General features: G+C 59.4%; 15 protein-coding genes. 5 read left to right on the top strand and 10 right to left on the bottom strand.

Annotated elements, in window-relative coordinates:
• Positions 1–76: 76 nt before the first annotated feature.
• The 4 genes from aspS to PSH96_RS22975 form a co-directional block, all read right to left on the bottom strand.
• Positions 77–1,852: an aspartate--tRNA ligase gene (aspS, locus tag PSH96_RS22960; protein WP_056858570.1), complete on the bottom strand. Its 1,776-nt coding sequence runs from the start codon at positions 1,850–1,852 to the stop codon at positions 77–79.
• A 107-nt stretch (positions 1,853–1,959) separates the two neighbouring features.
• Positions 1,960–2,181: an FmdB family zinc ribbon protein gene (locus PSH96_RS22965; protein WP_017139808.1), complete on the bottom strand. Its 222-nt coding sequence runs from the start codon at positions 2,179–2,181 to the stop codon at positions 1,960–1,962.
• A gap of 168 nt (positions 2,182–2,349) precedes the next feature.
• Positions 2,350–2,691 carry a ribbon-helix-helix domain-containing protein gene (locus PSH96_RS22970; protein WP_058422738.1) on the bottom strand — a complete coding sequence of 114 codons (342 nt, stop codon included), beginning with the start codon at positions 2,689–2,691 and terminating at the stop codon, positions 2,350–2,352.
• Positions 2,692–2,872: 181 nt separating this feature from the next.
• Entirely contained in the window at positions 2,873–3,346 is a 474-nt protein-coding gene (locus PSH96_RS22975) for a Dps family protein (protein WP_003193874.1), read from the bottom strand.
• Positions 3,347–3,757: 411 nt separating this feature from the next.
• On the opposite strand from PSH96_RS22975, the gene PSH96_RS22980 reads away from it, so the two are divergent.
• Positions 3,758–4,360, top strand: coding sequence for a cold-shock protein (locus PSH96_RS22980; protein ID WP_003193875.1), 603 nt, complete (start codon positions 3,758–3,760; stop codon positions 4,358–4,360).
• A gap of 86 nt (positions 4,361–4,446) precedes the next feature.
• Here the strand turns inward: PSH96_RS22980 and PSH96_RS22985 are convergent, their stop codons facing one another.
• Positions 4,447–4,653: a SlyX family protein gene (locus tag PSH96_RS22985; protein ID WP_017139805.1), complete on the bottom strand. Its 207-nt coding sequence runs from the start codon at positions 4,651–4,653 to the stop codon at positions 4,447–4,449.
• A 3-nt stretch (positions 4,654–4,656) separates the two neighbouring features.
• A complete protein-coding gene (locus PSH96_RS22990; protein WP_056858568.1) occupies positions 4,657–5,082 on the bottom strand; it encodes an HIT domain-containing protein in 426 nt (141 codons plus the stop codon).
• 740 nt (positions 5,083–5,822) lie between these two features.
• On the opposite strand from PSH96_RS22990, the gene PSH96_RS22995 reads away from it, so the two are divergent.
• Positions 5,823–7,094 (top strand): OprD family porin, encoded by a 1,272-nt coding sequence (locus PSH96_RS22995; RefSeq protein WP_305455292.1) that lies wholly within the window; start codon positions 5,823–5,825, stop codon positions 7,092–7,094.
• 191 nt (positions 7,095–7,285) lie between these two features.
• Here the strand turns inward: PSH96_RS22995 and PSH96_RS23000 are convergent, their stop codons facing one another.
• Positions 7,286–8,128, bottom strand: coding sequence for a mechanosensitive ion channel family protein (locus PSH96_RS23000; RefSeq protein ID WP_056858566.1), 843 nt, complete (start codon positions 8,126–8,128; stop codon positions 7,286–7,288).
• 137 nt (positions 8,129–8,265) lie between these two features.
• Positions 8,266–8,751 carry a YajQ family cyclic di-GMP-binding protein gene (locus PSH96_RS23005; protein ID WP_003209785.1) on the bottom strand — a complete coding sequence of 162 codons (486 nt, stop codon included), beginning with the start codon at positions 8,749–8,751 and terminating at the stop codon, positions 8,266–8,268.
• 123 nt (positions 8,752–8,874) lie between these two features.
• On the opposite strand from PSH96_RS23005, the gene PSH96_RS23010 reads away from it, so the two are divergent.
• Genes PSH96_RS23010 through PSH96_RS23020 form a run of 3 tightly spaced genes read left to right on the top strand, consistent with a single transcriptional unit; the run spans position 8,875 to position 12,456 of the window.
• Positions 8,875–9,792, top strand: coding sequence for a putative 2-dehydropantoate 2-reductase (locus PSH96_RS23010; protein ID WP_305455293.1), 918 nt, complete (start codon positions 8,875–8,877; stop codon positions 9,790–9,792).
• Positions 9,793–9,838: 46 nt separating this feature from the next.
• A complete protein-coding gene (locus PSH96_RS23015) occupies positions 9,839–11,875 on the top strand; it encodes an ATP-binding protein (RefSeq protein WP_305455295.1) in 2,037 nt (678 codons plus the stop codon).
• A 2-nt stretch (positions 11,876–11,877) separates the two neighbouring features.
• Entirely contained in the window at positions 11,878–12,456 is a 579-nt protein-coding gene (locus tag PSH96_RS23020) for a cob(I)yrinic acid a,c-diamide adenosyltransferase (protein ID WP_056858563.1), read from the top strand.
• Between the two features lie 126 nt (positions 12,457–12,582).
• On the opposite strand, the gene PSH96_RS23025 is transcribed toward PSH96_RS23020, so the two are convergent.
• Together PSH96_RS23025 and argJ are read right to left on the bottom strand one after the other, a co-directional pair.
• Positions 12,583–13,527, bottom strand: coding sequence for a Nudix family hydrolase (locus PSH96_RS23025; protein WP_305455298.1), 945 nt, complete (start codon positions 13,525–13,527; stop codon positions 12,583–12,585).
• Positions 13,528–13,546: 19 nt separating this feature from the next.
• On the bottom strand, positions 13,547–14,764 hold the full coding sequence (gene argJ / locus PSH96_RS23030) for a bifunctional glutamate N-acetyltransferase/amino-acid acetyltransferase ArgJ (RefSeq protein WP_017139797.1): 1,218 nt from the start codon (positions 14,762–14,764) through the stop codon (positions 13,547–13,549).
• Positions 14,765–14,836 lie beyond the last annotated feature (72 nt).

Here is a 14,836-nt window from a genome sequence, read left to right on the forward strand (position 1 = left end):
TTTTAAACGCAAAGGCGCATCCGAAGATGCGCCTTTTTGACTGCGTACAACTTTATCGCGCTTTCACGCCGCAGCCTTACTCAGCCTTCGGCGTCTCGCGCAGACGGATGTGCAGTTCGCGCAGCGCCTTGGCATCCACCACGCCCGGTGCCTGGGTCATGACATCCGCAGCACTCTGGGTTTTCGGGAAGGCGATCACTTCACGGATCGACTGGGCGCCGGTCATCAGCATCACCAGACGGTCCAGGCCGAACGCCAAGCCACCGTGCGGCGGCGCGCCGTACTTCAGGGCGTCGAGCAGGAAGCCGAACTTCTCTTCCTGTTCCGCTTCGTTGATGCCCAGCAGGCGGAACACCGCTTGCTGCATCTCTTTGCGGTGGATACGGATCGAACCACCACCCAGCTCGGTGCCGTTGAGCACCATGTCGTAGGCACGCGACAGCGCGCCCGCCGGGTTGGCTTCCAACTCTTCAGGCGAGCACTTCGGCGCGGTGAACGGGTGGTGCAAGGCGCTGAAGCTGCCGTCATCGTTCTCTTCGAACATCGGGAAGTCGACGACCCACATCGGCGCCCACTTGCAGGTCAGCAGGTCCAGGTCGTGGCCGAGCTTGATGCGCAGCGCGCCCAGGGCTTCGCTGACGATCTTGGCCTTGTCGGCACCGAAGAACACGATGTCGCCATCGACTGCACCGACGCGGTCGAGGATCGCGTTCAGGTTGTCCAGCGGGATGTTTTTCACAATCGGCGATTGCAAGCCGTCAACGCCATTGGCGCGCTCGTTGACCTTGATGTACGCCAGGCCCTTGGCACCGTAGATGCCGACAAACTTGGTGTAATCGTCGATCTGCTTGCGCGGCATGCTCGCGCCGCCAGGCACGCGCAGGGCGGCGATGCGGCATTTCGGGTCGTTGGCAGGGCCGCTGAACACCTTGAAGTCGACTTCCTTGAGCTGGTCGGCCACGTCCACCAGTTCCAGCGGGATACGCAGGTCTGGCTTGTCGGAACCGTAGCGGCGCATGGCTTCTTCGAAGGTCATGTGCGGGAATTCGCCGAATTCCAGGTCCAGCACTTCCTTGAACAGGTTGCGGATCATTTGCTCGGTCAGGCCCATGATCTCTTTTTCATCGAGGAAGCTGGTCTCGATGTCGATCTGGGTGAATTCCGGCTGGCGGTCAGCGCGCAGGTCTTCGTCGCGGAAGCACTTGGCGATCTGGTAGTAGCGGTCGAAGCCGGCGACCATCAGCAGTTGCTTGAACAGCTGCGGCGATTGCGGCAGGGCAAAGAACGAACCGGCGTGGGTACGGCTCGGCACCAGGTAGTCACGCGCACCTTCCGGGGTGGCCCGGGTCAGGATCGGCGTTTCGACGTCGAGGAAGCCGTTTTCGTCGAGGAAGCGGCGGATGCTGGTGGTCATGCGCGAACGCAGGCGCAGCTTCTCGGCCATTTCCGGACGACGCAGGTCCAGGAAGCGGTAGCGCAGGCGGGTTTCTTCGCCCACGTCGGAGTATTCGTTGAGTGGGAACGGCGGGGTTTCCGACTCGTTCAGCACTTCCAGCTCATAACCCAGCACTTCGATGGCGCCGGAGGCCATGTTGGCGTTTACAGCACCGGCCGGGCGCAGGCGCACCTTGCCGGTGATTTTTACGACGTATTCGCTGCGCACGCGGTCGGCGGCGGCGAAGCTCTCGGCGCGGTCCGGGTCGAACACCACTTGGGCCAGACCATCACGATCACGGATATCGAGGAAGATCACCCCGCCGTGGTCGCGGCGACGGTGAACCCATCCGCAAAGGGTGATTTCCTGACCATCCAGGGTCTCGTTCAGTTGGCCGCAATAGTGGCTGCGCATCATGGTAGTGGTTTCACTTCTCGTAATTCGAAATTCGGTGGAGGCTCGCCTCGTCACCGTACAGTTAAGCAGGGGACGGATAATGCAGGAGCCTGCGCGTAGAGTTCAACTCAGTCTGCTTTGTCGCCGCCCGCCAGATTCTTCTTGGCGCCGGTCTTGAAGTCGGTCTCATACCAGCCGCCGCCGCTCAGGCGGAAGCCCGGCATGGACAACATCTTCTTCAGCTCAGGTGCCTGGCAGGCAGGGCAATCGACCAGCGGCGCGGCGCTGATCTTCTGAATGGCTTCCAACTGATGACCACAGGAAGCACATTGATAATCGTACATGGGCATGGAGATGTCTCGGCGATCAGATCGTAACTGCGCCACGCCCACCCTGTGGATAAGCCAGGGGCGCGCAGCAAAGCGCGGGATTATATCTGGTAAATCGACACAGCGCAGCCGGCTTTCTGCCCGAAGCCTGGCCCGCCTTGACGGTGGGCCCGCTTCGCAACCGGCGGATTAATCCAGGCCCGTGGCGCTGACACGATCTTTTAAGACGTGGACCACGCACACCACCCGCACCAACCCGCTGAAGTTCTTCACTCCCCCGTAACGCAAATGCACTTCCCGATCGACATACGACAGCAACGCGCTGACTGAACAGGCATTGATCCTGGCTATCTCCGTGAGGATATTCCAATAGATCTGCTCAAGACGCAGGCAAGTGGAAAACCCATTGAGCCTGACCGACCGGGACAATGGCTTGGCCAGTCCCATGTCGAACCCTTTGGCAAAGGGGTCGACCTTTATCTTGTGAAAACCGGCGGTTTCCATCACTCCATTACCCACTCCGCGTGACATACACCTGACACTCCATTGCCAAACAGCAGCCCATGGGTTTCTCCCATTGGGCAGTGGGCCTATAAAACAGCAGGGCGAGAGGAGCAGCCAGAAGACGCGGATTGGAAAGGTGTAGGACAACGCCAGGAAATGCGGAGAAACAAGCGAGCGGCGCCGGGAAGGCGCCGCTCAAGGGGGGCTTTTACTGGTTTTCAAGCAAGGAACGCAGCATCCACGCGGTTTTCTCGTGAACCTGCATGCGCTGGGTCAACAGGTCGGCGGTCGGCTCGTCGCTGACCTTGTCGAGCAATGGGAAAATACCGCGCGCGGTGCGGGTGACGGCTTCCTGGCCGGCCACCAGTTGCTTGATCATCTCTTCGGCGCTGGGCACGCCCTCTTCTTCCTTGATCGAAGACAGCCGCGCATAGATCGAATAGGCACCCGGCGCCGGGAAGCCCAGGGCACGGATACGCTCGGCAATGGAGTCCACTGCCAGCGCGAGTTCGTTGTACTGCTCCTCGAACATCAAGTGCAGCGTACGAAACATGGGGCCCGTGACGTTCCAGTGGAAGTTGTGGGTTTTCAAGTACAGTACATAGGTATCGGACAGCAGCCGTGAGAGCCCATCGACGATGGATTTACGGTCTTCTTCACTGATACCAATATCGATTGCCATGTTTTTCCCCTTCAATTGACGAACATTCATTGATCAGGTGCAGGACCACTCTAGCAAGAGTGCCGGCGGTGTGCAGCCCGGCACCGGCCGGGTGAGATGCGGCAAATTGCCCCGCTCGGCCGACAAGCCTGTGCAGAGCGAGAACGCCTCAAAATGTCGCGTAAAACAGCCGCACCCGTCTAGGACAAGTGTTTTACGCAGAAATGCTATTGCCCTTGCAACGCCCAGAAATGCTTGATTTGAGTAGGCACAGCCTTTGCTGTTAAATAGGTGGCGTGTGGTTACCGTTCATTTCTGCGGGACACCACATAGGCTGATACCCGCGCACGTGCCCAACGCCTCCCATTGTTCAGAAGCGAACCGTGCCAGTCAGCTCTTCCTTGTGATCCGTCTTAACGTGAGTTAATCAAAATGTTGAAAATCGTCCACCTCCTGACGGGCGTTGCAGCGTTGCTGCTGTCCTTTATTCCGAGTCTGCAGCCTGAAAGCCTGCCGTACCTGGAACAACACGACGCCCTATACCTGGCCTTGTTCGGCCTTCTTAACCTGACGCTCGCACCGGTAATCCCTTACTGGAACAAAGGCACGCGTCATCAACTGCAAAACCTGGTCAGCGCGCTGCTGGTACTGACCGTTGTCGTGCAAACCCTCACCCTCCTGGCACCTATGCCTGAAGTGGGCGGCCACCCGGCCATCCTGCTCAGCCTGGTGATTGCTGTGGTCGCCATCGTTCTTCACCTGGCCATCAGCTTCTACCGTTCGTCGCCTGCTGCGGCGTCGCAAAACTACGACATGACCAACCGGGATACCGGGACCGTCAAGTGGTTCAACACTTCCAAAGGCTTCGGCTTTATTTCCCGCGATTCGGGCGACGATATCTTCGTCCACTTCCGGGCCATCCGTGGCGAAGGCCATCGCGTTCTGGTCGAAGGCCAGCGCGTGGAGTTCTCCGTCATGAACCGCGACAAAGGCCTGCAAGCCGAAGACGTGATTGCGGCCCTGCCGCGTCGCTGATTCCTACCCGCAGCGCATAAAAAAAACCGCGATCCGGCTGAGCTGGATCGCGGTTTTTTTATGTGCGGCCATTAATGCCGGGGCTATCAATAATGTGGCGGCGGTGCTTCTTCTTCGGAGGTCTCGAACTGCCCGCCCATTTCTTCCTGGCGCTTGAGCAGCGCCGTCATCTGCATTTGCAGGCGTTCAACCGCACGCTGCTGGGTGACCAGGATGTCATTGAGGGTCTCGATGGTGTCGTCCTGGAAGGCCAGGCGGCTTTCCAGATCGGTAACGCGGTCTTGCAGGTCCATGATTCAGTCCTGGGTAAAGATGAAGTCGGCAGGTAACAACCCGCGCAATTGGCTGCGAATCGCCGCCACTTGCTCATCGGTATAAGGCCGTGCCGGGTGTTTGCCCCAGACCGGTGCCGGCCAGGCCGCATCGTCACGCTTGCGCACAATGACATGCACGTGCAACTGGCTGACCACATTCCCCAGCGCACCGATGTTCATCTTGTCGGCGGCCAGCCCTTCATTGAGCAACTGCGCCAGGGTGGTCGTCTCTTGCCACAACCGGTGTTGGTCGGCGACATCCAGTTGAAACACTTCGCTGATACCGTCGATGCGCGGCACCAGGATGAACCACGGGTAGTTGGCGTCGTTGGACAGCAACAGGCGGCAGAGCGGGAAGTCCCCAATGGCCAGTGTGTCTTGTTGCAGGCGTTGGTCTAAGGCGAACACGCGGCACTCCGTTCGGCAGGTCAATTTCAGGTGCCCAGCATACCTTCGAATGCCCGAGGCTTCACGGCGAATGCGGGATCGTTGAGGCCACAGGGCAAAAAAGCACGCACCCTTTCGAGGCAGGCGAATATTTGAGCTACGCTAAATCGGGCCTCAGCGGGATGCACCAAAATGACCCACCCGTGCCTCAAAGGGATCCGCCAATTACCCACTCAAGGGGTGAACCGGTAACGCTTTGCCCTGGCACAGTTTTTTTGTACCTCCCAAAAGGTGTTTCGGCGGGGCGTCAAGCCCGAACCAAACGATGTAAAAAGCCCGTGCTTATGCGGTTTTTACACGGCCGTAACGTTTTTCACGAAAAAATGACATTCGGTTACCGCTTTGTGCACGCTTGTTGCATTCACACCCGTATCGTCGGCAACGGCACCCGTTTGGATACGGGTGTTACGCGATAAGAACAGTAGCGTTCAGGTGCATTTCAAGGATGAGTTCAAACTTCGCAAGGGGTAGGAATACTGCACTTTAGTTGTCAGCCTGGTGACACTCAGGCTGTGAATTTGCGACAGGGAAATAGCAATTTACGACAGCCTCGTAAAGAAGCTGAAAGGATAGATGAGTAAGTATCGTCAATAGGGTCTGCGTGATATAACTTTGCGCCGACACAAAAAAGAAAGAGCCGCCCAGATAAAAATACAGGTGGGACGGCAGTACTCTTCCTAAAACCAAAGGAGCAAATCACGATGCGCGTGATGAAGTGGAGCATGATCGCCCTGGCTGTTTCAGCAGGCACCTCGCAGTTCGCAATGGCGTCCGCCCAGGACGATTCCAAGGGCTTTGTTGAAGACAGCACGTTCAGCATCAACACTCGCCTCCTGAACTTCGGTCGCGACTTCCGTAACAACGACACCGGCAAAAGCCGCGTCAACGAAACCGGCCTGGGCTTCAACGGTCTGTTCCAGTCTGGCTACACCCAAGGCACCATCGGTGTCGGTGTTGACGTGATCGGCCTGCTGGGCGTGAAACTGGACAGCGGCAAGGGTCGCTCGGGCACTGGCCTGTTCCCTACCGGTGCCGACGGTCGCTCGCAAGACGACTACTCCAAAGGCGGCGGCGCGGTTAAATTCCGCATCTCCGACACCGTGCTTAAAGTCGGCGACCAGTACACCACCGCGCCGGTATTCGCTTCCGACGACAGCCGCTTGCTGCCAGAGCTGCCGCAAGGTATCTCGATCACCAGCAACGAGATCAAGGGCCTGAAACTCGAAGGCGGTCACTTCACCTCGAGCGTGGCACAAGCACAGACATACCGTGACAGCCTGGGCCTGACCAAAACCGACTTTATCGGTGGTGTCTATGCCCTGACGCCGGAAGTCAGCGCCAGCCTCTACTACGCGAAGACCGAAGACTACTGGAAGAAAACCTACGCCAACCTGAACTGGACTCACGCGCTGAGCAACGAACAGTCCCTGGCCGTTGACTTCAACATCTACAGCACCAAAAGCGACGGCGCCGGCCTGCAGCGCGCAGAAAAAGACAACACCACCAAACTGGATAACCGTGCGTACAGCTTGCAAGGCGCGTACACCATCCAGGCTCACACGTTTACCCTGGCCTACCAGAAAGTCAGCGGTGACGGTGATTACGGCTACGGCGTAGACGGCGGCGGCACGATTTTCCTGGCCAACTCCATCGCCCGTTCCGACTTCAACGCTGAAGACGAAAAATCCTGGCAAGCTCGCTACGACCTGAACATGGCCACTTTCGGCGTGCCAGGCCTGAGCTTCATGACTCGTTATGTCAGCGGTAGCGGCGCCAACACTGGCACCACTTCGAACGGCAAAGAGTGGGAACGCGACATCGAAGCCAAGTACGTGGTTCAGAGCGGCCCGGCAAAAGACCTGAGCCTGCGCGTTCGTCAAGCGACCTATCGTTCGTCTGATGGCGTGTACTACGGTTCGGCGTCGATCGACGAACTGCGTCTGATCGCGCAATACCCGCTGAACATCTTGTAATTGGCTGTTTAATTACAACGATGACTTAAGGCGTAAGCCTTAACTAAAAAGCCGCTCCCCTGTTTTGCAAGGGAGCGGCTTTTTTATTTCAGTTTTATTACACAAGAAAAATAACTAGCAAGCTAAGTAACTATATTGGCCTTACGCATCAAACTTGACCTATCGGCCAAGTTCGACAACCTGCCGCTTAGTTATTTGGCAAGCGGTTCTTGCATCACGCGAATAACTCGCTGTGGAAACGGAATATCAATACCCGCCCCTTTCAAACGATCACGCGCCAGTTCATTGAGCATAAACACTACATCCCAATAATCCGGGGTATTAGTCCAGCAACGCAGGGAAACAGTGATCGAACTGTCACCCAAGGTCGACACCACGGCCGCAGGCGCCGGGTCAGCCAGTACGCGTGGGTCTTTTGCCAGTTCCAGCAGCACTTCACGGGCTTTCTGCAGGTCGGCTTCGTAGTCGACACCCACATCAAACACCACTTTGCGGGTCGGCTGACGGTTGGTGTTGGTGATGATGCCGTTGGACAGGATGCCGTTGGGCACGATCACGGTCTTGTTGTCGCCAGTACGCAGCACGGTGTGGAAGATCTGGATGCTGTCGACAGTCCCCGACGTGCCCTGGGCTTCGATCCAGTCACCAATGCGGAATGGGCGGAACAGCAGAATCAGCACGCCACCGGCGAAGTTCGCCAGGCTGCCCTGCAACGCCAAACCGATGGCCAGGGTAGCGGCACCGATCGCGGCGACAAACGAGGTGGTGGCCACGCCGATCATCGAGGCCACGCTGACAACCAGCATGACTTTCAGCGCAATGTTCGCAAGGCTGGTGATGAAATGCTGCAACGCCAGGTCTGCGTTACGGATGGCCAGCAAGCGCCCCACGCGGTGGGTCAATACGTTGATCAGCCACCAGCCGATGGCCAGGGTGATTACCGCCAGCAACACGCGGCTGCCGTATTCCATGATCATGGGGATCCAGGACTGCGAGGTCTTGATCAGGTGATCCATTTCAGCGTTTAAATCCATCTATCTTCTCCTGTTGCGCGGATGTGCGGCTTAATTGACTGCCTTAAAACGCAAATGAGCCCCGAAGGGCTCATAGTGTAGGCACTGTTTCCGGGGCGTGGGACGTTAAAAACGCTCACAGGTTCCCCAATGTGCCATCAGTCGCGGAAGTTATTAAACTGCAGCGGCATGTCGAAGGTCTTGGCGCGCAGGGCGGCGATGGCTTCTTGCAGGTCGTCCCGCTTCTTGCCGGTGATACGCACCTGCTCACCCTGAATGGCGGCCTGGACTTTCAACTTAGCGTCTTTGACGTGAGCGACGATCTTCTTCGCCAGCTCCTTGTCGATGCCTTCCTTGAGCACGGCTTCCTGTTTCATCAGCTTGCCGGAGGCGTAGGCGTCCTTGATTTCAAGGCACTGCGCGTCGATCTTGCGCTTGACCAACGACAGCTTGAGGATTTCGATCATCGCTTCCAGCTGGAAATCGGCTTCAGCGGTCAGGTTGACGGTCAGTTCCTTTTCCTTGAACTCGAAGCTGCCCTTGCCCTTCAAGTCATAGCGACGGTCCAGTTCCTTGACGGCGTTTTCGACGGCGTTGGTGACTTCGTGTTTGTCCAGTTCGGATACCACGTCGAACGAAGGCATGTCATTTCTCCAATATAAGGGGCGGGCTCAGTAGAGATGGAGCGCGCCCAAGCTAAAATGCCGAGGCATTATAGCGGTTCTTTCGCACCATTCATCGCAGGCGACCCTACGGAGCACAAACTGATGTCGACCACCTGGCATATTCTCGGCGCCGGCAGCCTGGGCACCCTCTGGGCCACGCGATTGTCGCGCGCGGGCCTGCCTGTGCGGCTGATAGTGCGCGACGCAGCGCGCCTGGCCAGCTATCACAAGGCGGGCGGCCTGACTCTGGTGGAACACGGTATAGAAAATACTTACCCAGTGATCGGCGAAACACCCGACGGCCCCGAGGCGATTCATCGCCTGCTGGTAGCGTGCAAAGCCTACGACGCCCAAAGCGCCATCGCACAGCTGCAACACCGGTTGGTACCGGACGCTGAATTGATCCTGCTGCAAAACGGCCTTGGCAGCCAGGATGCGGTGGCTGCGCAATTGCCCCAGGCCCGCTGTCTCTTTGCCTCCAGCACCGAAGGCGCGTTTCGTGACGGCGATTGGCGCGTGGTCTTCGCCGGCCACGGCTACACCTGGCTGGGGGACGCGCACCATCCCACTCCCCCGCTGTGGCTGGACGACCTGCACGCCGCCGGCATTCCCCATGAGTGGAGCACCGACATCCTGACGCGTTTGTGGCGCAAGCTGGCGCTCAATTGCGCGATCAATCCGTTAACGGTGCTTTACCAGTGCCGCAATGGCGGCCTGCAAGCCCACCAATGCGAAGTCGCGACCTTATGCGCCGAACTGAGCGAGTTGCTCGAATGCTGCGGCCAACCCGCCGCCGCACACGACTTGCACAGCGAGGTGGAACGGGTGATCCAGGCCACCGCGGCCAATTATTCGTCCATGTATCAGGACGTGGCCGCGAGCCGCCGCACCGAAATCAGCTACCTGCTCGGTTATGCATGCCAGGCCGCAGCGCGCCATCAATTGGGACTGCCGCATCTGCAACAGTTGCAGGCGCGCCTGGTCGACTACTTGCACGCACGCGGATTGGCCAGCGACTGAGGCACGCGCTACCCTGCCTACCTGTCTATTACCTGGAAAAAACCTGATGCCACTGCGCCAGCGTCTTGAAAACCTACCGGTAGGGCAGAAACTGCTGGCCGCCCTGCTGGTGCTGTTGACCACCGTATTGCTGGTGGCCAACCTGACGTTTATCAGCGCCGCCTATTGGATCTCCCAGGAAAGCATGGCGCCCCAGGCGTTGCAGGCCATCGGTCGATTGGTGTCCAACCCGTCGCTGGCCGCCGAAGCCCTTGAATCCCCGGCCAAGGCCGACGCCCTGCTCAATGAGCTGACCAGCTACTCGCCCTTGCGCGCCGCTGCGCTGTACGACGGCGAAGGCACCTTGCTGGCGCAGATGCAGCACGGCAACCGCCTGCACCTGCCGGAAAACTACCGGCATATCGAAGCCTGGCGCCTTACCGAGTTTCGCAGCAACCAGGTCATCACCCTGGCCCGCACCGGCCAGCCTTCCGGGCATCTGCTGTTGGTGGCCAGCAGTGAGCTGCCGGTGGCGTTCTATACCGGCACATTGACCGCCAGCCTCGGCATCCTGATTTTCAGCGTATTGCTGTGGCTGGTCATCGCCCGCCAGATCAAGCGCCTGATCACCCGCCCGATCCATGAGCTGGAAGAACTGTCACGTCAGGTGACGCGCGAAGAAAACTACGCCCTGCGTGCCGGGCGCGGCAACCATGATGAAATCGGCAGCCTGGCCGAAGCCTTCAACACCATGTTGTCACGCATCGAAGCCCGCGAGCAGCAGCTCAAACGTGCACGGGACGACTCTCAGGCCGCCTACGACCAAGCCCAGGGCCTGGCCGAAGAAACACGCCACACCAACCGCAAGCTGGAACTGGAAGTGCAGGTGCGCAGCAAGATCGAGAAAAAGCTCACCGGTTTCCAGAACTACCTCAACAGCATCATCGACTCGATGCCGTCGGCGCTGATCGCTCTGGATGAACAGCTTTACGTCACCCAATGGAACCAGGAAGCCACGGCACTTTCCGGCACGCGCCTGGATGAAGCGCTGAACCAGCCGATCTTCCTCGCCTTCCAGCCGCTCAAACCGTACCTGCCGCAGATAAAAGCCACGGTGGAGCAGCACACGGTGGAGCGCATTGAGCGCGTCACCTGGATCAAGGATGACGAACCCAAGCATTACGCCCTGACCTTCTACCCGTTGATGGGCGGTGCCGGGCGCGGCGTGGTGATCCGTATCGACGACATCACCCAGCGTTTGTCCCTGGAAGAAATGATGGTGCAGTCGGAAAAAATGCTCTCCGTGGGCGGCCTGGCTGCGGGCATGGCCCATGAGATCAACAACCCGCTGGGGGCGATCCTGCATAACGTGCAGAACATCCGCCGGCGCCTGTCTCCCGACCTGCCGAAGAACCTGGAACACGCCGAACAGGCGGGTATCGAGCTGGAAACGGTCAACCATTACCTGCAAAGCCGCGAAGTCCCGCAACTGCTCGACGGCATCCAGCAAGCCGGCGCGCGGGCGGCGAAAATCGTCACCCATATGCTCAGTTTCAGCCGCCGCAGCAACCGCCAGATGGCGCCTTGCGATTTGCCGGCACTGATCGACCAGGCCGTGGAAATTGCCGGTAACGACTTCGACCTGACCATCGGCTTCGACTTCAAGGGCCAGGCGATCATCCGCCAGTTCGACCCCCAACTGGGCCCGGTGCCCGGCACCGCCAACGAGCTGGAACAGGTGCTGCTCAACCTGCTGAAAAACGCCGCGCAAGCCATTCACCTGCGTGAAGACGACAGCGAGCCGGGGCGCATTATCCTGCGCACCCGCCTCAACCCGCCGTGGGCGGAAATCCAAGTGGAAGACAATGGCATCGGCATGAGCGAAAACGTGCGCAAACGCACCTTCGAGCCGTTCTTTACCACCAAGGAAATCGGCCAAGGCACCGGGCTTGGGCTGTCGGTGTCGTACTTCATCATTACCAACAACCATAAAGGCCAGATGGAAGTGCATTCCACCCTCGGCCAGGGCACCTGCTTTACCCTGCGCCTGCCGCTGGCCGGCAGCCAGATGCCACCCTATGAACTGACTCAACTGGAGCAATGACCATGGGCTTTCGCCTGTCGAAGATCTACACCCGTACTGGCGACAAGGGCGAGACCGGCCTGGGTGACGGCCGTCGCGTACCCAAGGACCACCCTCGCGTGGAGGCGATTGGCGAGGTGGATACGCTCAACAGCCAGTTGGGTTTGTTGCTGGCCAACCTTGAAGAACAGAGCGGCAAGCACCCGCAGCTCAACGAGATCATCGAGGTGCTTACGCCGTGCCAGCACCGCTTGTTCGATTTGGGCGGTGAGTTGGCGATGCCCGTGTACAAAGCGTTGAATGCCGCAGAAGTCGACCGGCTGGAAGCGGCGATTGACCGTTGGAATGAGGAAGTCGGGCCACTGGAGAACTTCATCCTGCCCGGTGGTTCAGCGCTGATTGCCCAGGCCCATGTGTGCCGCAGCCTGGCGCGCAGTGCCGAGCGACGGTGTCAGCAGTTGAATGCGATGGAGCCGTTGGAAGGCGTGGGGCTTGCGTATATCAATCGGTTGTCGGATGTGTTGTTTGTGGCGGCGCGGGTAATTGCCAAGCGCCAGGGTGTAGCGGAAGTGTTGTGGCAGGCGGCGGCGAAGCCCCACTGAATGATGCGGTGCCTGGTCTGCCGCCTTCGCGAGCAAGCCCGCTCCCACATTTGACTGCATTCCAAAGGTGGAACTCGGTTAAATGTGGGAGCGGGCTTGCTCGCGAAGAGGCCAGTCAGAACAGCATCAAACCTCAGGCCAAAACGCGCGAATGCCTGCCACGCCTTGAGCCCCGGCTTCCCAAGCCTGTTCCCGCTCAGCCGGCCCAAGCCCGCCCAACAGAAACACCGGTTTGCTGAACCCACGGATCAACGCTGCCGCCTGTTCCCAACCTAAAGGCTGGGCATCGGGATGAGTCTGGGTCGGCTGCACCGGCGACAGCGTGACAAAATCCACGTCCATCATCTCTGCCAGTGCCAGCTCTTCGGCGTTGTGGCAAGAAGCCGCCAACCAGCGATCCTTCGGCAGCGGTCGGCCTTTGCTCGCATACTTACGCAGTTGCGCCGAGGTCATGTGCCAGCCGGCGGCAGGGAAATCCCCGAGCCATTCGAACGGCCCTTTAAGCATCAGTTGCGCCTTGCCGGCACACAGGCCTACCGCGTCCACCGCCAGGTCACGGTATTTAGGGTCGTAACCGTTGGGCGCACGCAGTTGAATCAGCTTGATGCCACCGGCAATGGCTTTTTGAATGCCCCGCAGCAGTGTTGGCGCTTCCAACTCACCCGGGGTAATCAGGTATTCAGCGGGCAAACGGGCAGCTGCAACAATCGGTGCATTCGCCGCCGGAAACTCATAGTTGAGCAAGTCCCGCGGCGTCACCCATTCCAACGGCTGCCCTTCGGCACCGTGGGGCTCGCCGGTAAAGGCCGAGACTTCCCAGACATCCAGCAACACCTGCTTATCCGGGTAGTCATGCTGCACCTTGATCAACGGGCGCGCCGTGGTGACCTGGATGCCCAGCTCTTCCTGCAACTCGCGGGACAACGCCGCAACAACCGACTCACCCGCCTCTACCTTGCCGCCGGGAAACTCCCAGAAGCCGCCTTGGTGCTGGGTGTCGGCACGGCGTGCCAGCAGGATCCTGCCGTCAACGCCACGGATCACTGCTGCTGCTACATGCACTCGTTTCACCACGCTTTCCTCTTGGCTGTCAGGTGCGGTATTCCGCGTTGATCTTCACGTACTCGTGGGACAGGTCGGTGGTCCAGATGGTTTCGCTGCACTCGCCGCGACCCAGCTCGATGCGGATGGTGATTTCTTCCTGCTGCATCACTGCCGAGCCCTGGGCTTCGGTGTAGGTTTCGGCGCGGGCGCCACGGCTGGCAATGCACACGTCGCCGAGGAAGACGTCGATCTTGCTGACGTCAAGGTCCGGCACACCGGCACGGCCAACGGCGGCGAGGATGCGGCCCCAGTTCGGGTCGGAAGCAAACAGTGCAGTCTTGATCAGCGGCGAGTGGGCCACGGTGTAACCGACATCCAGGCATTCCTGGTGATTAGCGCCGCCGTTGACTTCAACAGTGACGAACTTGGTTGCGCCTTCACCGTCACGCACGATGGCCTGGGCCACGTCCATGCACACTTCGAACACCGCCTGCTTCAATGCGGCGAACAGCGCGCCCTCAGTGGAGGTGATTTCCGGCAGGTTGGCCTGGCCGGTGGCGATCAGCATGCAGCAGTCGTTGGTCGAGGTATCGCCATCGATGGTGATGCGGTTGAACGACTTGTTGGCACCGTCGAGCATCAGGCGCTGCAGCACGTCGCGGGAGACTTTGGCGTCGGTGGCAATGTAGCCGAGCATGGTGGCCATGTTCGGGCGGATCATGCCCGCGCCCTTGCTGATGCCGGTCACGGTGACGGTCACGCCGTCGTGCACGAACTGGCGGCTCGCGCCTTTTGGCAGAGTGTCGGTGGTCATGATGCCGGTGGCCGCAGCCGCCCAGTTATCCACAGACAGGTCATCCAGTGCGGCTTGCAGCGCGCCTTCGATTTTTTCCACCGGCAGCGGCTCACCGATCACCCCGGTGGAGTACGGCAGCACTTGGCTGGCATCCACGCCGGTCAACTGGGCCAGCTTGGCGCAGGTGCGCGCAGCGGCAACCAGGCCTGGCTCGCCGGTACCGGCGTTGGCATTGCCGGTGTTGGTCAGCAGGTAACGGATCGAACCTGCAACGCGTTGCTTGGCCAGGATGACCGGTGCGGCGCAAAACGCGTTGAGCGTGAACACGCCCGCAACCGTCGAGCCTTCGGCACAGCGCATCACCACTACATCTTTGCGCCCCGGGCGCTTGATGCCGGCCGAAGCGATACCGAGTTCAAAACCGGCGACCGGGTGCAAAGTGGGCAAAGGACCAAGACCAACAGCCATGAATGCGCTCCTTAAAGAATAGGTGATTTCTGTACCGTCGCGATCAACGGTGAAATTAATGGCAAAACGCCG

The organism is Pseudomonas sp. FP2338, from assembly GCF_030687515.1.
GTDB classification, from domain to species: Bacteria; Pseudomonadota; Gammaproteobacteria; order Pseudomonadales; family Pseudomonadaceae; genus Aquipseudomonas; species Aquipseudomonas salomonii.

Coding starts and splice junctions, on each gene's coding strand:
- PSH96_RS22970 (WP_058422738.1), bottom strand. CDS start 2,691: ATGTCACGCGGAGTGGGTAATGGAGTGATGGAAACCGCCGGTTTTCAC.
- PSH96_RS23005 (WP_003209785.1), bottom strand. CDS start 8,751: ATGCCTTCGTTCGACGTGGTATCCGAACTGGACAAACACGAAGTCACC.
- PSH96_RS22995 (WP_305455292.1), top strand. CDS start 5,823: ATGCGCGTGATGAAGTGGAGCATGATCGCCCTGGCTGTTTCAGCAGGC.
- PSH96_RS23010 (WP_305455293.1), top strand. CDS start 8,875: ATGTCGACCACCTGGCATATTCTCGGCGCCGGCAGCCTGGGCACCCTC.
- PSH96_RS23020 (WP_056858563.1), top strand. CDS start 11,878: ATGGGCTTTCGCCTGTCGAAGATCTACACCCGTACTGGCGACAAGGGC.
- PSH96_RS22965 (WP_017139808.1), bottom strand. CDS start 2,181: ATGCCCATGTACGATTATCAATGTGCTTCCTGTGGTCATCAGTTGGAA.
- PSH96_RS22980 (WP_003193875.1), top strand. CDS start 3,758: ATGTTGAAAATCGTCCACCTCCTGACGGGCGTTGCAGCGTTGCTGCTG.
- PSH96_RS22975 (WP_003193874.1), bottom strand. CDS start 3,346: ATGGCAATCGATATTGGTATCAGTGAAGAAGACCGTAAATCCATCGTC.
- PSH96_RS23000 (WP_056858566.1), bottom strand. CDS start 8,128: ATGGATTTAAACGCTGAAATGGATCACCTGATCAAGACCTCGCAGTCC.
- aspS (WP_056858570.1), bottom strand. CDS start 1,852: ATGATGCGCAGCCACTATTGCGGCCAACTGAACGAGACCCTGGATGGT.
- argJ (WP_017139797.1), bottom strand. CDS start 14,764: ATGGCTGTTGGTCTTGGTCCTTTGCCCACTTTGCACCCGGTCGCCGGT.
- PSH96_RS22985 (WP_017139805.1), bottom strand. CDS start 4,653: ATGGACCTGCAAGACCGCGTTACCGATCTGGAAAGCCGCCTGGCCTTC.
- PSH96_RS23015 (WP_305455295.1), top strand. CDS start 9,839: ATGCCACTGCGCCAGCGTCTTGAAAACCTACCGGTAGGGCAGAAACTG.